This window comes from Alphaproteobacteria bacterium, assembly GCA_023898725.1.
GTDB lineage: Bacteria > Pseudomonadota > Alphaproteobacteria > JAUHZC01 > JAUHZC01.
Genome location: CP060236.1, coordinates 1,064,397 through 1,084,537 on the forward strand (window position 1 = coordinate 1,064,397; position 20,141 = coordinate 1,084,537).

The 20,141-nt window shown below is 43.9% G+C and carries 23 protein-coding genes; 9 read left to right on the top strand and 14 right to left on the bottom strand.

Annotated features, from left to right (window positions below):
• Window positions 1–76 precede the first annotated feature (76 nt).
• The 4 genes from H6849_04945 to H6849_04960 all read left to right on the top strand — a co-directional run bounded on the left by H6849_04945 (window position 77) and on the right by H6849_04960 (window position 4,453).
• Complete coding sequence (locus H6849_04945; GenBank protein USO01401.1) at window positions 77–1,381, top strand: proline--tRNA ligase; 1,305 nt, start codon at window positions 77–79, stop codon at window positions 1,379–1,381.
• Window positions 1,382–1,463: 82 nt separating this feature from the next.
• Window positions 1,464–2,672: a lipoprotein-releasing ABC transporter permease subunit gene (locus tag H6849_04950; protein USO01402.1), complete on the top strand. Its 1,209-nt coding sequence runs from the start codon at window positions 1,464–1,466 to the stop codon at window positions 2,670–2,672.
• The gene (locus H6849_04955; protein ID USO01403.1) at window positions 2,665–3,372 is read left to right on the top strand and encodes an ABC transporter ATP-binding protein; all 708 of its coding nucleotides are present in this window, start codon (window positions 2,665–2,667) and stop codon (window positions 3,370–3,372) included. Before H6849_04950 ends, H6849_04955 begins: the two co-directional genes overlap by 8 nt.
• 385 nt (window positions 3,373–3,757) lie before the next feature.
• Window positions 3,758–4,453, top strand: coding sequence for a helix-turn-helix domain-containing protein (locus H6849_04960; GenBank protein USO01404.1), 696 nt, complete (start codon window positions 3,758–3,760; stop codon window positions 4,451–4,453).
• Window positions 4,454–4,614: 161 nt separating this feature from the next.
• On the opposite strand, the gene rplT is transcribed toward H6849_04960, so the two are convergent.
• Both rplT and rpmI read right to left on the bottom strand, forming a co-directional pair.
• A complete protein-coding gene (rplT, locus tag H6849_04965; protein ID USO01405.1) occupies window positions 4,615–4,974 on the bottom strand; it encodes a 50S ribosomal protein L20 in 360 nt (119 codons plus the stop codon).
• Window positions 4,975–4,992: 18 nt separating this feature from the next.
• Window positions 4,993–5,193, bottom strand: coding sequence for a 50S ribosomal protein L35 (gene rpmI, locus H6849_04970; protein ID USO01406.1), 201 nt, complete (start codon window positions 5,191–5,193; stop codon window positions 4,993–4,995).
• Window positions 5,194–5,689: 496 nt separating this feature from the next.
• On the opposite strand from rpmI, the gene H6849_04975 reads away from it, so the two are divergent.
• Together H6849_04975 and kdsB are read left to right on the top strand one after the other, a co-directional pair.
• The gene (locus H6849_04975; GenBank protein USO01407.1) at window positions 5,690–6,553 is read left to right on the top strand and encodes a DUF2155 domain-containing protein; all 864 of its coding nucleotides are present in this window, start codon (window positions 5,690–5,692) and stop codon (window positions 6,551–6,553) included.
• 26 nt (window positions 6,554–6,579) lie between these two features.
• Window positions 6,580–7,314, top strand: coding sequence for a 3-deoxy-manno-octulosonate cytidylyltransferase (gene kdsB, locus H6849_04980; GenBank protein ID USO01408.1), 735 nt, complete (start codon window positions 6,580–6,582; stop codon window positions 7,312–7,314).
• 39 nt (window positions 7,315–7,353) lie between these two features.
• Here the strand turns inward: kdsB and H6849_04985 are convergent, their stop codons facing one another.
• From H6849_04985 to H6849_05010, 6 genes are all read right to left on the bottom strand, one after another.
• A complete protein-coding gene (locus tag H6849_04985; GenBank protein ID USO01409.1) occupies window positions 7,354–7,737 on the bottom strand; it encodes a hypothetical protein in 384 nt (127 codons plus the stop codon).
• 35 nt (window positions 7,738–7,772) lie between these two features.
• Window positions 7,773–7,958: a hypothetical protein gene (locus tag H6849_04990; protein USO01410.1), complete on the bottom strand. Its 186-nt coding sequence runs from the start codon at window positions 7,956–7,958 to the stop codon at window positions 7,773–7,775.
• Between the two features lie 144 nt (window positions 7,959–8,102).
• Complete coding sequence (locus H6849_04995) at window positions 8,103–8,645, bottom strand: hypothetical protein (GenBank protein ID USO01411.1); 543 nt, start codon at window positions 8,643–8,645, stop codon at window positions 8,103–8,105.
• A gap of 38 nt (window positions 8,646–8,683) precedes the next feature.
• Window positions 8,684–9,160 carry a YbjN domain-containing protein gene (locus tag H6849_05000; GenBank protein USO01412.1) on the bottom strand — a complete coding sequence of 159 codons (477 nt, stop codon included), beginning with the start codon at window positions 9,158–9,160 and terminating at the stop codon, window positions 8,684–8,686.
• 24 nt (window positions 9,161–9,184) lie between these two features.
• Entirely contained in the window at window positions 9,185–10,897 is a 1,713-nt protein-coding gene (locus H6849_05005; protein ID USO01413.1) for a cation:proton antiporter, read from the bottom strand.
• Window positions 10,898–11,005: 108 nt separating this feature from the next.
• Entirely contained in the window at window positions 11,006–11,944 is a 939-nt protein-coding gene (locus tag H6849_05010) for a DMT family transporter (protein ID USO01414.1), read from the bottom strand.
• A gap of 1 nt (window position 11,945) precedes the next feature.
• On the opposite strand from H6849_05010, the gene H6849_05015 reads away from it, so the two are divergent.
• Window positions 11,946–12,803 carry an NAD-dependent epimerase/dehydratase family protein gene (locus H6849_05015; protein ID USO01415.1) on the top strand — a complete coding sequence of 286 codons (858 nt, stop codon included), beginning with the start codon at window positions 11,946–11,948 and terminating at the stop codon, window positions 12,801–12,803.
• Here the strand turns inward: H6849_05015 and H6849_05020 are convergent, their stop codons facing one another.
• Window positions 12,804–13,232 (bottom strand): nucleoside deaminase, encoded by a 429-nt coding sequence (locus H6849_05020; GenBank protein ID USO01935.1) that lies wholly within the window; start codon window positions 13,230–13,232, stop codon window positions 12,804–12,806.
• A gap of 81 nt (window positions 13,233–13,313) precedes the next feature.
• Here H6849_05020 and H6849_05025 point away from each other — a divergent pair, with 81 nt between their 5' ends.
• Window positions 13,314–14,711: a class II fumarate hydratase gene (locus tag H6849_05025; GenBank protein ID USO01416.1), complete on the top strand. Its 1,398-nt coding sequence runs from the start codon at window positions 13,314–13,316 to the stop codon at window positions 14,709–14,711.
• A gap of 105 nt (window positions 14,712–14,816) precedes the next feature.
• Window positions 14,817–15,245, top strand: a complete 429-nt coding sequence (locus H6849_05030) for a hypothetical protein (GenBank protein ID USO01417.1) — start codon at window positions 14,817–14,819, stop codon at window positions 15,243–15,245.
• Between the two features lie 240 nt (window positions 15,246–15,485).
• On the opposite strand, the gene H6849_05035 is transcribed toward H6849_05030, so the two are convergent.
• The 5 genes from H6849_05035 to rbfA form a co-directional block, all read right to left on the bottom strand.
• On the bottom strand, window positions 15,486–16,025 hold the full coding sequence (locus H6849_05035; protein USO01418.1) for a peroxiredoxin: 540 nt from the start codon (window positions 16,023–16,025) through the stop codon (window positions 15,486–15,488).
• Between the two features lie 166 nt (window positions 16,026–16,191).
• Window positions 16,192–18,282 (bottom strand): polyribonucleotide nucleotidyltransferase, encoded by a 2,091-nt coding sequence (gene pnp, locus H6849_05040; protein USO01419.1) that lies wholly within the window; start codon window positions 18,280–18,282, stop codon window positions 16,192–16,194.
• Between the two features lie 88 nt (window positions 18,283–18,370).
• The gene (gene rpsO / locus H6849_05045; GenBank protein USO01420.1) at window positions 18,371–18,640 is read right to left on the bottom strand and encodes a 30S ribosomal protein S15; all 270 of its coding nucleotides are present in this window, start codon (window positions 18,638–18,640) and stop codon (window positions 18,371–18,373) included.
• A gap of 17 nt (window positions 18,641–18,657) precedes the next feature.
• Complete coding sequence (gene truB / locus H6849_05050) at window positions 18,658–19,605, bottom strand: tRNA pseudouridine(55) synthase TruB (GenBank protein USO01421.1); 948 nt, start codon at window positions 19,603–19,605, stop codon at window positions 18,658–18,660.
• On the bottom strand, window positions 19,606–20,076 hold the full coding sequence (gene rbfA, locus H6849_05055; protein USO01422.1) for a 30S ribosome-binding factor RbfA: 471 nt from the start codon (window positions 20,074–20,076) through the stop codon (window positions 19,606–19,608).
• Between the last annotated feature and the right edge of the window lie 65 nt (window positions 20,077–20,141).

The following is a 20,141-nucleotide window of genomic DNA, read 5'->3' on the forward strand; positions in this document are numbered from 1 at the left end:
AGTGTTGTTTTCGCTTCGCGAAAAAAAAATCATTCGCTATAATGCCCGCATATTCATGTGGCCATAATGAGATTCAATGAGACGTAGCCAGTTTTTTATTCCAACCCTCAAAGAAACCCCCAAAGAGGCTACTATTCCTTCTCACCGCCTCATGCTGCGCAGTGGTATGATTCACCAAACCACATCAGGCATATACAGCTGGCTTCCTTTGGGACAAAGCGTTCTTGCAAATGTCAGCCGCATCATCAAGGAAGAGATGGATAATGCAGGCGCACAACACATCAGCATGCCAACAATTCAACCTGCTTTCTTGTGGGAGAAAAGCGGACGATATGATGCATATGGAAAGGAAATGTTACGGATGCGGGATCGCCATGATCGAGACATGCTTTATGGCCCCACAGCAGAAGAAGTAGTGACTGACCTTGTTGCATCCTACGTCACAAGCTACAAACAACTTCCGTTCACACTTTATCAAATTAATGCGAAGTTCCGTGATGAGATTCGACCACGCTTTGGGGTCATGCGGGGGCGTGAATTTACCATGAAAGATGCGTATTCATTTGACTGTACATTTGAAGACGCCCAAAAATCCTACGAGGCTATGTTTCAAGCGTACATCAAAACATTTCGCCGGATGAGCCTTAATGTCATTCCTGTCAAAGCTGATCCAGGAGCCATTGGTGGCAATATGAGTCATGAGTTTCACGTTGTTGCCGAAACGGGCGAAAGTGGTCTTTATTATGAAAAGACCATTGAGTCTTTACGTGATACAGGCACCCTAACAACCACTGAAGCACGGAACTACTATGCTGCATCTGATGATATGCATGATCCCGACACTTGTCCCATAAGTAAAGAAAACCTTTGCATCTCTCGGGGGATCGAGGTGGGGCATATTTTTTATCTTGGTACAAAATACACAGAGGTCATGAATTTTGGGATTGCTGGTGAAAACAATACAACCTTGTACCCGCATATGGGGTGTTATGGTATTGGTGTAACCCGGGTTATTGGCGCCCTCATTGAAACGTTTCATGATAAGAAAGGCATCTGTTGGCCAAGCTCTGTTGCTCCGTTTCTTGTCGGTCTTATCAATATACGGATAGACAATGAAGATACACAACGCCTTGCAAACACACTGTACACATCTCTTAAAAATGCGGGGATATCGGTATTGTACGATGATCGTAACGAACGATCGGGAGGAAAATTCGCAGACATGGATCTCATCGGATGCCCCTGGCAGGTCACTATTGGTCCGCGTGACGCCAAGGAAAATAAGATTGAACTTAAAAATCGCCATACTGAGGAACGTCAGCTAATCACGGCGGAGACGTTGATTCCCTTTCTCAAGACCCAGATCATGTCCGATGAATAAGATAGCCTTCCACAAGCGTGCTTCATTCGTTCTTCGTTTCCTAACAAAGCGAAGTTTGGAATACACAATCGCAAGACGTTTCATGGCAGCCAAACGAAAGGAACGTGCAGTATCTCTCATTACTGGGTTTTCTTTTACAGGGATTATGCTGGGCGTCGCAACACTAATAACCGTAATGTCTGTAATGAACGGTTTTCGTGAGGAAATCACACGCAGCATTCTGGGTTTTAACGGTCACATTGTTCTTTTACCCAGCATGGCAAAAGGGATCAATGATTACGAAGCACTTGTTGAAAAAATAAAACAAAACCCCACTATCTCCCATGTGTCTGCGATTGTGGAGGGCCAAGCACTTGTTTTTCAAGGATCACAAGCCACTGGTGTTGTTGTACATGGAATCTCTGCAGTGGAATTATCTCAAAGGACACATATAAGCCGAAACATCAAACAGGGCACCCTGGATACGTTTGTTAATAGCAATAATTCTGTGGTGATTGGCATGAATCTCGCCCGCCGCCTGGGTGTTTTTCTAGGAGATATGCTCACTCTTGTAGCCCCAGAGGCCAACAACACAGCTTTTGGTCTTATCCCACGCATGCGAGCTTTTACTGTGTCTGCTGTTTTTGAAGCAGGAATGAGTGAGTTTGACAAAGGAATGGTGTTTATCCCTCTATCAGCAGCACAGCAATTTTTTCGGCTTCCTGAGCACGTGAATAAAATAGAAATCTTTACAACAAATCCTATGGAAACACACCGACTTACTCCTCAGTTAGCTGCTCTGCGTCCTGGGTTGCGCGCTCTTGATTGGAAACAACTGAATCACACGTTTTTTTCATCAATTGAAACAGAGCGCACCATGATGTTTCTTATTCTCACACTCATTGTTGTGGTCGCAGCATTTAACATTATTTCTAGCATTACAATGCTTGTAAAGGATAAACGCACAAGTATTGGTATACTCCGTGCCATGGGACAGTCACGTCAGAGTATTCACAAGATATTCATTTATTGTGGGTTTCGGATTGGGTTTTTGGGAACACTAGCGGGATTAGTACTTGGATTAGTTCTCAGTTGGAATATTGAAACCGTTCAAACGATCATTCAGTTCTTCTCTGGAGCCAAAATATTCAGTCCTGACATATACTTTCTAGCAAAATTACCCGCACAGGTGAATTTTACCGAGGTTCTAACTATTGTGGCTCTGTCACTTTCTATGAGTACAGCGGCAAGTTATTTGCCCGCAGCCACAGCCTCATCCTTACATCCTGTAGAGGCCTTGCGTCATGACTAAAAATAAAAATTATAAGGAATTGCAGGGCGTTCTCCATTTTGCAAATCTTTCTAAAACGTATCCGACAGTAACCACAGATTGCACAAAAAACATTAGCGTTTTTGCAAGGGCTGGAAAGTCACTTAACGCAGGACAGTGTGTTGCCCTTGTTGGCCCCAGTGGTTCAGGGAAGTCATCGTTGCTACAGGTATTAGGGCTTCTTGATGCACCTGATTCAGGGGATATTCACCTTCATGGACAGCGTATCAATTTTAACGATGATGCGTTATGCACGCGCATGCGCAGGGATTATATTGGCTTTATTTTTCAATTTCATCATTTGCTGGAGGAGTTTACGGCTCTTGAAAATGTTGCGCTTCCTTGCATGATTGCAGGATCCACAGATACTGAGGCACAAGAAATTGCCCATTACTACCTGGCTAAAATGCAACTGGAACATCGCGCGCAGCACTATCCGTCTCAACTTTCCGGTGGTGAGCAACAACGCACAGCGATCGCACGGGCATTAGCGAACAAACCCAAGGTGATTTTGGCGGACGAACCCACCGGTAATCTTGATCCTGTCACTGCTGAGATTGTTTTTTCTCTGTTTCAAGAAATCTGCAATAAGGAGGGTGTTGCCTTAATCATGGCAACACATAACCTTAGTTTTGCCGCACGCATGGATGCGACATGGGAAATGAAAGACTTTAACCCCTAAAACAACAGTGCCTCCAATAAGTGAGGAAACAGCAAGGAACGCTTGAGAGATAATCGCCAGTAATATCTTCAGGCACAGGTCCCCTCTCATAAATTTTATTCTCACGGGATATTTCTAAGAAAAAGATACTTTCCATATGGCAGTAATGGATTACATATTGCCGACGTAAGTGCGCTTGTAATTTATTATATATTCTATAAATTTGCATTAAATGAATTTTTCCAATAACAAATAAAAAATAATAGAAATTAATCTTTCTATTAAAAAAAATACACATATTATTATTATTTTTTGAATGTCATTACTGCAAATAAGAGAGAAAAATACATCGTTTGCAAATCTTAGAAAAAGATTTTATACTATTTTAAATAAATTATTTGCTTTAATGAAAAACGATACTGATCCTTTTGAGCATACCGATACTGTTTCTAGAGAAGATGAGGCATCACACATACCTGTGGACCCGGTACAGAATCAGGCTACAAAACCAGCACGGTATACATTTGGGAACAAACTCCAAGACGCACGAAATAAGTCACGCCTTCAGCTTGAGCGCATCGCAAAGGAATTAAAAATTCGCCAAGACTACCTTGTGGCCCTTGAGGAAAGCAATCCGACACTCCTTCCTGAACCTGTCTTCACAATGGGTTTTATACGCAGCTACGCTCGCATGATAAAGATAGACCCCGAGCCCCATATCAATGCTTATAAAAAAGAGGTTCTCCACTGGACAGAGGACACCCATGCATCCGTTCCTGCGTCTGTTCCCACATCTTTTACACAAACATGGATCGTCATTGCATCTGCACTTGGTGTTTTTTGTCTGTATGGCATCTGGTTCCTTCTCAACCACCGGGATAGCAAACTGCCACTAAAAGTAACAAACCCCACACCAGTCACAGGTACGAGAAACCCTGATAAGCCTGAGACCTCTGGAGGCCTCCCTCTTAAAACAAGTGCAGCCGTTCCTGTTCCTCACGTTCTGACAGATACTGCTGAAGCAAAACCATCTGCGAATAAACCTACTGTGCTTCCCCATTCGATCAAAAACACCACTCCGACACCAAATGTCGACGATTAGAGTGAAAACCGATATTGGTATTTCCCCTTGCCTATGGGTGTGAGCGATAACCCGTATTGTCACCAAAATTATGCATTGGATAATTTACCAAGAGCACAGTTGATTGATAAAAAAAGGCCGATAAAAATCGGCCTTTTTTTATCAATCAACTGCGTTTCTAGTTACTGAGAAAGCGCTTCTTGGGCTTTTACAGCGATTTGTGAAAACTCTGCTGGCGTCTTTACAGCCATGTCGGCAAGAATCTTTCGATCTATAGCAACACCTGCAAGATTAATACCATTGATGAAACGACTGTATGTCATGCCATGCATGCGTGCAGCAGCGTTAATACGTTGAATCCATAAAGACCGCATATCACGCTTCCGATTACGCCTGTCACGATAGGCATACTGGAGGGCCTTTTCAACTTTTTCAACAGCAACACGAAAGCAATCTTTTGCCCGGCCGCGATAACCTTTTGCCATTTTAATGATTTTTTTGTGACGTGCGTGCGTCGTAACACCGCGTTTAACTCGGGTCATCGTCTATATCTCCTTCAATTAAATGCCGTAGGGTAGTAAATGGCGAAAACGTCCATGATCAGTGCTATCCACAACGGTTGTACCGCGTGCTTTACGAATCATGCTCTGTGGGCGTTTGCGCATATTGTGGCGCTTGAAGGCATGAGCCCGCAAAATTTTTCCAGTGGCCGTTATGCGAAAGCGCTTTTTGGCACTACTGTTACTTTTCAACTTGGACATTTTATCTCCTTAAATATTCAATCATAGTGTCGAACACATTTACAATCGTGGCCGCGAGGCATGTCCTAATTTGCCCAGAAGCACACACGCCATATATATCAGTATGGCCTTATAATGCAAGTCAAAAATGTATTGTTATGGCACGACCTGGGATGAATGCGTTACGGACCCCTTTCTCTATTCTTCCTCTATGCTCTCTTGAAACAACTTTTGCCATAAATAAACAGCCACCCGCAAAACTTCTCTGGTTTGTCAGTTTTACCGAAGAAAAAGAAGAACGTTCTTCAAACACAGATTTGTTCACCTCAGTACGTCCTATACTTTTTTAAAAATACCTTTGAAACACTGGAAAAGTACGAAATTTCGTTGCACTTTTTCATACTTATGACCTATAGTAGGAATTGTTAATGTTGCTTTTGTTGGCCTTCTTGATCAAAGTATCTATAAAAAACTCTGTATGGTTATGCTGCACGTCTCGATTTTGGGCCTATCCATAATGTCCCAGCCCACTGCTTTAAACACTTTTTCAAGCGTTCTCTTCAGTATTCTTGTCCTGTGGCAGATCTTGATAGAAACGTCCCCCCTGCAAGCAACACAGCCCTCAAAGGGGAATACCTCCCGGGCCTCTGAGGTGACGGCGGAACACCCTGGTGATGGACTTTTCCAGGGAGACTCTCAAAAACCCACTGCCTCACTGCCGTCGGAATCTTCTGAAAAACTCATCAAAAACCTAGATGAAAACTTTACAGATGCTGACATCGAACCAAAAACCCCAACGAATGTAGAAAAAAGCGTAAAGAATATTACGATTTTTAACGAAGACTCGCCCGATGTCATTTCCAAGAACAATCCTCCCCTTAAGCCTGTTGCTGAAGACAAAGACCCGACAAAAACTCAACTCGTAACCCTTCGTGCACTTGACAAGATCACAGGGCGTTCCATACAACTTGTGGTGCAAATCGATGAGATGAAGACATTTGGCAAGCTTCGTATTGTTGTTCATAGATGCAAAACAAGTGCGCCGACAGATCCACCTGAAGCTTCTGCCTTTCTCAAAATCTATGAGTACCTTCCAGAAAAAACCATGCCGCCTGTTTTGCACTATTCCGGATGGATGTTTGCATCCAGCCCTACAGTGGGGGCGCTGACACACCCTGTGTATGATGTTTGGGTCGAGGGCTGTCGTTTTGTTGACAAAAACACTCTTCCCAAAGTCCTCCCTGCTCCAGAAACCCTTACACGAGAATCCCTCTTGAGGAATACCACCCCGAAGACTGAAGGATCTGCACATGCGGGCGCGGGCTCAACTGGTACATATCAGCATAATAACGAAAAAAACAAAATCTTTGATGAAGATTAAGAACCCGAAGGATTAAAAGCTATAACATGTCTACACTTATCGTTATTCCCGCACGTCTGCAGGCCACACGCCTTCCCAACAAACCACTCGCTGATATCGGGGGAAAGCCTATGATTATTCACATATGGGAACGCGCGATTGCCTCTCAAGCGGGTGAGGTAGTTGTTGCCTGCTGTCATGAACGCACAGCGGACGTAATCAAACAAGCTGGCGGGCAGGCAGTTATTACTGATCCAGACCTTCCTTCTGGAACTGATCGTGTAGCCGCTGCGGCCCAAGCTGTTGGCTTCAATGGGGATTACATCCTCAACGTACAAGGAGATATGCCCTTTATTGAACCCGAAAATATGCGAGCATGTCTTGATATACTCAAAATAACTGATGTTGATATCTCTACAGTCGGCTGCCCTATTAGCAACGATCAGCAGTGGCTTGATATTAGCGTTGTAAAAGCACTTGTTAGTCCTCTTGGTCCTGGTGTTTATGAAGCGCATGACTTTACACGCAATGATCCCGCAGACAAAAGAGAATCAGCTTTTTATCACCTTGGGTTGTATGCCTACCGTCCCGAAGCATTGCAAAAATTTGTATCACTATCTCCTAGCCTTCGTGAAAAAGAGCGATCATTAGAGCAGATGCGTGCCCAAGACAATGGCATGCGTATTGGTTTTTCTGTGGTGCAAGCAACCCCCTTAAGCGTTGATACACAAAGCGATCTGCTTAAGGCACGGCAGCTCTTTGCCACCAAAGAAGCCTGGTAACATAACCAGGCTTTTCTTTGTCATAAAGAGAGCAACAACCTAAGACGCTGGAGCTTCTGGGACTACTTCCTCAACAACTGGTTTTTCTGCCTCAACTGTTGGCTTTGGCTCTGCTGTGCTATTATCCGAAGCATCATCTTCTTCTGCTTTTTTCAAGTCACTCTTGGCGGTGCTATCCACGGCTATGCCAAGTTTTTCCATTACTGCATGCATATCTTTTCTCAGAGCATAAAGCTGTTTTGAAATGCGCCCCATACGTCGATCACTTTTTTTCTCATCTTTGTCAGATGCATTTGCATTTTGATATTTAGATGCTATGGCTAGAATATCGCTGCTTGCTTCAGGAGCTTCATACGTTGATCCCGCTATTGCAAAAAGAACCACAGTAGAACGCAAGATTATCTGCGTATATTTTTTTGTCATCCCTTTATCCTCATTTTTTATTGATGATTTTTACTTTAAATCTTCTTCTTAGATATTGTTTTGCCTAACACATCTTTGATCTTACTAGGGGCGTCGCTTGGTTTTTTGGATTTTTCAATTATGGCAGTTTTCTGACTCTCACGAATAAGATTGAGGTCAATCATAATAGCACCGTAAATAGCCACACCACCTACAAACAATAAGAGTATACTTTTAGCCATATATAAGCCTATGAAAAATCTTAATAAATAATGAAATATAATAGTTAACAAAAAATTAAATATTGAAATTAAAAAAATAAATTTATTATTTTTTTGTTTTTTTACTTTAAAAGATCAGTAATGAATTTATTTTTTGTATTTTTTCTAAGAAGAGTAATGGCATATACTTTCATAGCGCTCAAGTGAACGATCCAGAGCAGCCATCGTTTGGCTATCATCAGTACTGCTATCATCTAGCCACACCCGAAAGCACGAAGAGAAAAAACCAAGAAAAACAATAGCCGAAAAAAGCATTTGCTGAGGAGGCTGACGATAGGCAAATGACAACACTTTCGTCTCACAGCTTCGGGCCTGGTTAAAAAAAACAAACGGGTTTACTAACCCCTGTTTTCCGGATGATACCTCCTGAAGCAATGAACGATAAGGCTTCAGCCGATCAAAGCGACGCATCAGCACTTCAAAACAAATCGCACGAGAAGTTTGCTGAGTGCTCGTATCCCGCAAGGAACTTTCAGTTGTAAGCATAAAAAGATCGTGGATAAAGTCATCCTTATGTTTTGTAAAAACATTGTAATCTTCCATGGAACTATGAGGAGGTAAAGAAGCCAACAACGCAGACAAAGGAGTGCAAAAAAATCCATATTCTTGCAAGTACGACAACACATGATGGAGGGCGTGAGGCAACAACCCCTAGGGCTCCCTAGAAAAAAACACAGGCACCAGAATTATGCCTCACCGATAGTGTTAATCATTGCCATAGAGGCGGCCTCAGAAGGTGTTCTTCCCCCTGATAACACAAATTGAAAAGCTGGATAAAATTTTTCGCACATCTCAATACCAGTATTAATAAGCTCTTCAAGCAAAAACTCGCTGATGGTTCGGGTGCCTGGTAGGATAAGTCCATGCCGAAATCCTATCACGCTTGCCTCTGATATTACCTCAAAGTGCCCCACCTGAATTTTTTCATTCACACGTCCACAAAGTTCATACGCGGGAGATAAAAAATCTTTTTCAACAAGAAGATCATCACTTGTAATAATAAATTGGAGAATTGCCACCTCCGAGTCCCATAGAAAATGTACGCTATACACGCCCCACTTCCCCACAACATCAGCGATAACTTCCCCATCAGAGGGACGTTGCGTTGGCCACTCTTGCACATTAAAAAGATCTTCAATTGTATCAATCGGATTGCGTTCCACGGACTATCTTTCTCTCACAGGTTCTTATGTTGTGGCAGGTTTTTCTTCATCGTCAAGTGTTGTGTTATAAGCTTTTCGAAAATCATCAACGATTTGGGTTGTTTCATCCACGGGCACTCCTACAGTGCGCAAAACAGCCGTTGCTAACTTTAAACTCGGCTCAAGGTTTTCTGGCATCGCCACATAAACACCACTATTTGTAAGCTTTTCGTAGTAATCGTCATTACGCATCCGAACAAAAACATTCGCATGGGGAAAGCTACGACGCACCATCAAGCAGGCACGTAAAGCTGCGGAAGGGGAGTCAAGACTCACAACCACCCCACTTGCCTTGTTCGCCGACAGTGTCTGTAAAACATGGCTACGGCGACCATCCCCAAAAAACACTGGATAACCTTGCGCCCGTCCCTCCGTAACTTTTGACATGTGATTATCAATTGCAACATAGGGAATCATCCGTTCTGTGAAAAGCTTACAGAGCAAGCGTCCCACACGACCAAACCCAATAATAATTATATGATTACGCAAATCTTCAATTTCAGCTACCGCTGCATTAAGTGTTGAGTCTGCTTCTTTTTGAATAAGGCGACTTTCAATGGTTCTACCGAGTGAGGCCATGAGTGGTGTCAATGCCATTGATATCAAGACCACCAAATAAACCACAGCTGCTATGTCCGCAGTAATAATTCCCTTTTCAAGCGATGGATTAAAAAGAACAAACACAAATTCGCCTCCTCCCGCAAGAATCATGCCCGAACGGAGCGCCGACCCATGAGGAAGCCTAAATCCTATACACAACGCATAAATCAAAAAAATCTTTGTCACCATCAAGGCAAGGACGAGACCTGTAATAAGAAACGGGCTTTCCGCAAAAAGCCTTAAATTAATAGTCATTCCCACTGCCATAAAAAATAATCCCAGCAATAATCCGTGGAATGGCTGTATGTCGGCTTCAACTTGATGGCGGTACTCTGTTTCAGAAAGCAGAAGACCAGCCAAAAATGCACCCATCTCCATCGAGAGTCCAGCCTGATGCGTGAGGGCTCCCGTGGCTACTACTAAAAGTAAGGTTGCAATCACAAATAACTCTTGATTTTCCAAGCTTGCAATCCAACGAAAGATGGGCCGCAAAACTGTTCGACCAATGAGGATAATACCTACAAGGGCCAAAATTGCACGCAAGATAGCAGCACCCAGTAGATGCAGGACGTCCCCTTGGTCCTGACCCATTACGGATAGCATCATCAAAAAGAGCACGACAGCAAGATCCTGAAATAATAAAATCGAAAACGATACGCGCCCAAACCGAGAGGCCGATTCCCCACGCTCTGCAAGCACCTGAAGAACAACCGCTGTGGATGAAAGCGACATTCCGCATGCGATAATAATAGCGGCATTTATTTCAAAGGCCCAGAAATGCAAGACTCCCGTAAAGAGAAGGGCCGTCACAAAAACTTGCAGCATTCCCAAACCAAAAACATACCGCCTAAGGATTTTCAATCGTTGCATTGGCATCTTCAGTCCGATCACGAACATCAAAAAAATAACACCAAATTCACCCAAGGCTTGAGCGCCCTCATGTTGGCTAATAAAACCAAGCGAATAGGGTCCAATTGCTGTACCTGCAATAAGATATCCTAATATCGGACTTGCCTTCAGCCACCGAAAAATTGACACTACAACCACTGCGGCGAGCAAAAAAACGATAATGTCGTGATATAAAGTTCCGTGTTGCACAGCTACCCCATCCCTAAGATTCTAAAGCTAATTGGTTTTCACAGATTTGTGAAGTAAGATTGGTAAAAACTTTGTAATTAAACACGTCATGTGTCTTGAAGAGCATACTTACTTGTTTTTCCACCGATGAAAAAAACCTGTTTTTTTAGACTTGAGAACATCAGCGTACGGAAGTACCCAAATTGCCAAAACAATAACAAGAGCACCAATAGTATGTGTTACATCCAATGTATCGCCACAGTAGAAAATGCCCGCAAACAAGCTAAGAGGATACCGCACAAATTTTGTTGGGGCAACATATGAGGCTTCTGCCAGTATATAAGCCGTCGTAACCCCATACATGCTCACTATGCTTAAACTCCCCACAGCAAGTAATGCTGGTATATCTCCACGAAGAATCGGTGTCCACCCGCAAAAAATCCATGGCAATGGAGCAAGCGTCATCACGCTGTAAAGACCAAACAGTGAGGGCAATGCTCCATCGCTTTTTCCGGTATAGCGCACAATGAGAACACTAGAGGCAAAGCAAAATGCCGCCCCAAGAGGATAAAGAGTATGTACGTTAAAAACAAGACTTGCAGGTTTTATAATAAATAACGCACCACCGAAGCCAACGATGGTTGCAAGAATTCTTGCAAATGAAACCTGTTCCTTAAGAATCACAACACCTCCCCATAATCCCCAAAAGGCACTTGTCAATGAAAGAGCCGTTGCATCAGCAAGAGGAAGTGCTCTAAGTCCCAAAACGGCGAGATAATTGCCAATAAAACCAATAGCACCTCTTAAGACATGCCAATGCCACTTCTGGGCTCCAGAAACGGCACACAGAGATCGAAAAGAAAAAATGGTCAAAAGCACAAGAGCCACTACACCTTTGAAAAAGAGAATTTGCATCGGAGGATAGCATTGGCTAAGGTTGCGAATGAGAATATTTGAAATCAACGCAACTCCTGCGGCTACAACAAGAATAATGCTTCCATAAACATTGCGCACCTCTTGAGAAAACGTTCGCAAAACGTCAGTTGAAAAACAGTAAGGAATACGCACAATGAACCTTATTATTATTGGCTTAGGATATGTTGGTACGCACATCCGCGCAAGATTGTCAATGTTATCTGCGGCTCATACCATTTGGGGAACGCATCGATCACCGGGATGGAGGGCATTTTCACAGGATGTTCAATTGTGTGTTTTTAACACAAAGAAACCTCTTGAGGCCACTCTTTTGAATGCTGTCACTCATATTTTGATAACAGCACCCCCTGAAAATAAATCGGACACATTTCTTGAGCATCATAAAAATCACCTCCCTTTCCTCCCACATCTGAAGTGGATCGGCTACATGTCCACAACATCTGTTTATGGCGATCACAAAGGTGCTTGGGTTACGGAAAAAAGCTTTTGTAATCCCACATCCACACCTGGGCAGGATCGCCTTGTGATTGAAGATACCTACCGAAAGCTTCACAACACCCATGGTGTTCCTGTTCACATCTTTCGCACAAGTAGTATTTATGGCAAAGGACGAAGTGTTTTTGACCGACTTGCCAGCCCCTCACATCAACATATTTATGCCCCTGGACACTGTTTTTCACGCATTCACGTGGATGATATTGCCCGTCTAATCGTTGCATCAATGCAGGCACCAACACCGGGGGAAATCTTTAATCTTGCTGATAAAAATCCAGCCCCGACCCATGAGTTGACAGAGTATGCTTGCGCATTACTTGGGCAGAAAAAACCACCACTTACGGCACTTCAGAATGCCACACTTTCACCCCGGATGAAGGATTTCTATAGGGATTACAAGCGTGTGGATGGAACAAAAATTCAAGAAATCTTAGGGGTACACCTTCATTACCCTACATACCGAGAGGGTCTCACAGCCATTCATACGCTGTCTTGATTAACGTAATTTTTGGAAAAAATCGGACAGCATAGTCGTCGCCTCACGCTCACATATTCCACCAACAATTTCGGGTTTACTATGACACGTCTGGTGATCGTACACGCGCGCACCATGTTCCACTCCCCCACTTTTGGGATCATAGGCTCCAAAATAGAGGCGAGCAATACGCGCATAACTAATTGCCGCTGCACACATGGCGCATGGCTCAAGCGTCACATACATATGAGCCTTCAAGAGAAACTTCTCTCCCAGTTGGGAGGAAGCACGTTGTAATGCCAGCATTTCTGCATGTGCGCACACATTTTTCTGTTGCTCAACCGCATTACGTGCCTCTGCAATAATCACTCCCTCACAGACAATTACGGCACCAACTGGCACCTCGCCACATGCCGCAGCTTCCTTTGCTAGGGTAAGGGCCCGGACCATATATTCACGTATCATCAATAAATTTCGCCTATTCTGGGAATATATAAGTATGCCCTTCATGGGACAAAAACAAGAATATAAATGACAAAGAGCATCTCCTCGTATCGCACGGAAGAAGATTCACTAGGAAAACTTCGAATTCCTAAAAATGCCTTATGGGGTATACAAACACAGCGAGCACAAGAAAATTTCGCGATTGGAGATGCTCCCTTCGATATGTCTATCATTCATGCATTCGGCTATCAAAAAATGGCAGCCGCAGCCGCTAATATTCACTTAAAGCAAATACCCCAAAACCTAGGAGCCATCATTATACGTGCGGCGCGCGAAATCGCCGAAGGCAAGCTTGATAAGCATTTCCCTCTTTCACCATGGCAAACAGGATCAGGAACCCAAACACACATGAATGTGAATGAGGTTATTGCTAATCGATCCGCCCAAATCATGGGATTTCCTTTAGGAAGTAAACACCCTGTTCACCCCAATGATCATGCCAACCGTGGGCAGTCAACGAACGATTCTTTTCCGACAGTCATGCATATATGTCTGGTATTACGCCTGACGCGTATGCTTATTCCTTCGCTAGAAAGCCTCATGCGTATACTCTCACGCAAATCCCAGGAGTTCCATGGCTCTCTCAGTATAGGGCGCACACATCTTCAAGATGCAACCCCCGTAAGATCTGGAATGATTTTTGCAACTTATGCTGATCAAGTCAGAGAAGTATTAAAAAATCTTCGTTTGTTGCGCAAAAAACTACACGTTCTTCCACAGGGGGGAACGGCTGTTGGTACAGGGATAAATGCCCACGCACAATTCTCTGACGTATTCTGCAAAGAACTGACAGTTTTATTGCCCTTTCATTTTACACCACTGAAAAATTTTTCCGTTGCAATGGCAAGCCATGACCTGTGTGTGGATGTTTCCGCCTCACTCAATACATTGGCAACCCTCTGCATGAAAATGGGAAATGATTTACGCCTTCTTGGATCAGGGCCCCGATGTGGATTGAATGAGCTTCTTTTACCCGAAACAGAACCAGGGTCATCCATTATGCCGGGCAAGGTAAACCCCACCCACATAGAAGCACTAACTCAAGTTTCCGCACATGTAATGGGATTACATACCAGTATTAGCATTGCAAATTCTCATGGAAATCTTCAGCTTAATGTATTCAAGCCTTTGATTCTCCGTAACTGCATGGAGGCAATGCTTCTTATGTCCCAGTCCATCAACAGCTTTGCCATGCGCTGCCTCCAAGGAATCTCTGTAAACAAGACCCAGGTTGCACAAAATTTGGACAAATCCCTGATGCTTGTTACAGCCTTAACACCACTAATTGGTTATGATAGCGCGGCTTCTCTTGCAAAAAAAGCGCACAGAAATGGAACCTCCCTCAAAGAAGAGGTACTAAAAACAACATCTATCACGGAAACAGAGTTTGATACACTGACCGATCCTCAAAAATTTATGCCTTAGAGAATGATTGCCTATGAAAAAATGAACTAATACTTATAGTGGGGATTGAAATACAGAATATTTGTACCTAAATAATTTTTATATTTAGTTTACTTATTTATGATAATGAATTTATACAAATTATTGAATGTTCTAAGGTTAACAGTTTTTCTGCCTATTTTTCCGTCCACTGCATCATCACACGCTCCTGATGTACATGACACAGACCCCATGGTGAAGCCTCCAGCCACAGCCTTGCGCAGAGGAGAGAGCATGAAAGCCGCCATTGGCAGTGCCCTAGGAAAGCCTATTCATTTTTCATCGGATACACCGTCATCTCCTACATTAGAGGGGGCTGCATCAAAAATGCACAAAGAAGACACTTTTCAAACACCTGAGACATGGTGGGCAGGTAAGCGAGTGTGCTTTTTATCCGCTCACACTTCTCATGAGTCAACAGAGCCTGCTGAGCACTACGTCTATAGAAGAGAAGGCGTAACCATACCAATGGATAGCGATGTGAGAAAGCGCATTCAGTTTGCGCGTATCCCTTAAAGTTCCCCAATCATACGAAAGACATCCTCATCAATGCCAAAAAGAGAAAAGAATGAATACCAGGTGTTCCTTCTTTTTTTTGTAGATGAATCCCCCCGTGTGGACTCAAACAACCATTGCGAAGGATTAAATGAGGAATTTTCACATACTTCACGTATATTTTTTAGAGGACAAAAACGGGAAATTGTTACTTTGATGCCAATTCATCCACCATGCCTACGTACCTATTCCGCACGTGGGTTACGCCACCTTGATAGCCTCTTGCCCTGGTTGCCAGCGACAGGGCATAAGGCCACCGACTTGCAATGCATCAAGAACACGCAGAATTTCTTCGGGGTTCCGGCCTACGGACAGATCATTCACAGACACATGGCGGATAATACCTTCCGGATCCACAATAAACGTCGCGCGCAAACACACACCCTCCTTGGCGTCTAAAATACCCAACGCCATAGAAAGTTCCCGCTTAATGTCTGAAACCAGGGGATAGCTTAGATTACGCAATTCTTTCGCGTCTCTACGCCACGCTAAATGCACAAACTCTGAATCAGTGCTCACGCCATATACACCTGTTTTACGCGCAGAAAAAGCTTTCATCAGTTCATCAAATCCCTGCAATTCTGTGGGACATACAAATGTAAAGTCTTTCGGATAGAAAAAAACGACATTCCATCGACCAATCATATCTGCCGTCGAAACAAGGGAGAAAGCATGGGGCATTTCATTTGCAACAACAGATTTCAGAGAGAATTCAGGAAATTTATGTCCTACAGTGAGCATTGTTGACCTCCAGATCAATTGTATTTTATTAATTCAGACCAATATAACGTTTATTCATATCGTTTCAAGTTTTATAAAACAACGAAAAAAGAAAACAGCCCTTGCAAGAACAAGAGCTGTTTTATTTTACATCATATTTTCAATGATGACCGATGAAAGCCTCGCTTTATCCTTTTGGTTGATCGACACCCTTCATCGTCAACTTTACGCGGCCTTTTTCCATAGAAACGACTTTTACCCGAACCAAGTCGTTCAGATTCAGGCGCTCAGACACTTTTTCTAACCGCTCATCACAGATTTCGCTGATATGCACAAGGCCATCTTTAGGGCCAAAAAAGTTTATAAATGCACCAAAATCCACAACACTCACTACTTTACCATCATAGGTCTGGCCAATTTCTGGTTCGGCAAAAGTCATTTTGATCATACTAACAGCAGCCTCCGCACCAGCAAGATCGGCTGAGCCCACGCGGGCAGATCCATCCTCTTCAATGTCGACAGTAGCCCCTGTAGTTTCACAGATTTTACGGATATTTGAACCACCTGGGCCTATAACCTCACCAATTTTATCTTTAGGAATTTGGACCCGCAAAATTCGTGGAGCACGTGGATTCAAATCATCTCGTGCAACCGAAAGAGCTTTCGTCATTTCACCAAGAATATGGATGCGGCCGTCTTTTGCCTGCGTCAATGCTTGCTTCATGATCGCTGATGTAATGCTTGTAATCTTTATATCCATTTGCAGGGCAGTAATTCCTTTTTCCGTGCCCGCAACCTTAAAGTCCATATCACCCAAATGATCTTCGTCACCAAGAATGTCCGTCAAGACAGCAATCCTATCATTTTCTTTGATAAGTCCCATAGCAATACCCGCAACAGGAGCAGAGATCTTAACACCGGCATCCATAAGGGCAAGAGATGTTCCACAAACAGTTGCCATCGATGATGAGCCATTAGATTCAGTAATTTCAGAAACAACACGAATTGTATAAGGAAACGCATCCCCTGAAGGCAAAACCGGTCGAATCGCCCGCCAAGCAAGTTTTCCATGGCCAATTTCACGACGCCCTGGAGGTCCCACACGGCCTGCCTCACCTACGGAATAGGAAGGGAAGTTATAGTGGAGTAAGAATTTTTCCTTGTACATGCCTGATAGCGTATCCATCATCTGCTCATCTTGACCCGTCCCAAGCGTTGCAACCACAAACGCTTGTGTTTCACCCCGTGTGAATACACAACTTCCGTGTGTACGCGGTAAAACAGAAACCTCAGGAACAATCGGACGCACAGTAACCAAATCACGGCCATCAATACGCTTTTTTGTATCCAAAACCTTGTTACGCAAAACAGCTGATTTTACATTATCAAGCCCAAAAGAAATATGATTGGAACCAACATCCCCATCATCAGAAAAGTGGTTTTTTATTGCTTGCTTGATGCCATCAAGGATCCCATAACGTTTTTGCTTATCGCTAACTTCGTAAGCAGCATCGATTTCCTTTAAGTGATTATTGCGCACATATTCTTCAACCTTCGTCAAACCTGTTGGTGTTGGAGCTGCCACAATAGGTGGTTTTGATGCCTTCTTTGCAAGCTCTTTAATCGCCGCAATTACAGGTTCATAGGATTTTTGACCAAAGACAACGGCTTCAAGCATTTGCTCTTCTGTTAGCTCTCTTGCCTCTGACTCAACCATCAGTACGCCCTCTTCTGTTCCTGCAACAACCAAATCAAGGTCACATTCGGGTAACAAAGACTCAGGAGGATTCAAAAGAAACTGACCATCTTTATATGCTACACGCGCAGCACCAATGGGACCAAGAAATGGCGCACCCGAAATGGCGAGTGCCGCCGAAGCCGCAATCATGGCTGCAATCACAGGATCATGCGTTTCGTCATAACTCATCACTGTGCAAATAAGTTGCACTTCGTTGTAAAATCCTTGTGGGAACAACGGACGTATGGGGCGGTCAATCAAGCGTGATGTCAGAACTTCTTTCTCACTAGGACGGCTTTCACGCTTCAAAAAACCACCGGGGACTTTGCCTGCGGCATATGTTTTTTCCTGATAATGCACGGTGAGAGGGAAAAAGTTAGCCTCAGGGCTTGCTTCTTTCATCACAACTGCTGCGGCTAGCACAACAGTTTCACCGTAGGTTACCATTACGGAACCATCTGCTTGACGAGCAACCTTACCCGTTTCAATTTTTAACGCACTATCACCCCAGGTGAGCGAAACGCAATTTTCCTTAAACATTCATCATTCCTAACTGCTGTATCTTTTTTTTGACTTTTTTCGTCAAAACACTTAGGGGGTCTCATGCCCCCCTAGATGCCACAACGTCTTAGCGCCGCAGACCAAGCCGCTCAATGAGCGTTTGATACCGTTCTTTGGATTTACCCTTTGCATAATCTAACAGCCGGCGCCGTTGATTCACCATAGCAATCAATCCACGACGTGAGTGAAAGTCTTTTTTATGCCCTTGCATATGACCCGAGAGGTTGTTAATTCGTTCTGTTAAAATCGCAACTTGAACTTCAGGTGATCCCGTATCACCTTCTTTAGTGGCATATTCTTTCATGAGCTCTGCCTTGCGCTCAAGTGTAATCGACATCGTTTAATCCTTTCATGTCATTCAGCATGTTTATTGAACATGCGTTTTGGACGTACGCCCCCATCACATTTTTCAAGAATGCCAACAGGTGCACCATCCGTGTCTATACCCAAAAACGTTTGTGTTACGGGAAGATCCAGTATCTTTACACGAATTCCGCATCGCAAATGTTCAGCATCCGTGGGCGTTAGGCAAAGAGCCGGGATGTCGTCCAGCGACTCGCGCACGCTGACCCACGCTGAGGTATGCACTACGTTATGCCTCACTTCCTCCAATTTTCCAAGGGAAATTGCATTTTTTTTTGCAAAGCGTCCGACACGCGTGCGTGTAAGGCTTTCAACATAGCCCAAAGCCCCCACTGCCTCGGCGATATCTGCCCCTAAAGCCCGAACATACGTGCCTTTCCCACAGCTCACACGAAGCAACACTTGAAATGACTGTCCCTCTTTGTTTTCCCAATTCACAAAGCAAAGGTCATCAATGCGCACAAAGCGATTGCGCCCAGCAATATCGACGCTTTCTCCTGCGCGCACCCGGTCACACGCTCGCTTACCATTAATTTTTATTGCCGAGTACATGGGCGGTGTTTGCTTGTATCCCCCCATAAACGTCTGCAAGGCTTTGGCAACCGTTTCTTTATCGGGGCGGACAGACGATGTCGCAATTACAACCCCCTCGCAGTCACCACTATCGCGAGACTCTCCCCATCGCAGCAGAAATTCATACTCTTTGCTGGCATCCATTTGGTATGAAACTGTCTTTGTTGCCTCACCAATGGCAAGAGGAAGAATACCCTCAGCGAAGGGATCAAGCGTTCCAGCGTGTCCCACTTTAGGTCGCTTACCATTAACCGTGAGTAATTTTCGCACCTGATACACCACATGGTGAGAGGTAACACCTGCAGGCTTCCAGCAGTTTATCCACCCATGGAGTGGGCCTTCATTCAATGACCCTTCACGCTGCATTTAGCTTTTTATACCCACAGCCATCGCGCGTTCTTCTTCAGATCCATCATCTGAGAGTGATGTAATTGGTCTGTTGCGAGGAATGTGTTTGCGTAAGAGGGATTCGATACGATCTGCTTGTTCAATGTTTTCGTCCCAAAAAAACCTGAGATCAGGCACATATTTAAGGGTCAGTTCTCTGGAAAGGCTCTTGCGCAATTGGGGTCGCGCCATTTTCAGAGTTGCTAAAATTTTTGCACGCTCCATTTCAGAGGGGTGGTTTAAGGCCATCACATAAACTTTGACGCTACTCAGATCAGGGGAAACTTTGACACTCGTCAGGTGAACAAACAATCTGGCGAAGTCCGCATGAAAAAAATCTCCTGACTGCATAACAAGGCTTAGCGAACGGCGGATAACCTCATTAATGCGCTTTTGGCGTTGTGTTGGCTCATGTTCTCGTCGGGGTTTCCCCATCAATGTATCCTTCATTTTACTAGGAAAGACATAATATGTCAGCCTTCATATTTCAAGAGAAATCAAGGGAATTTTCCTTA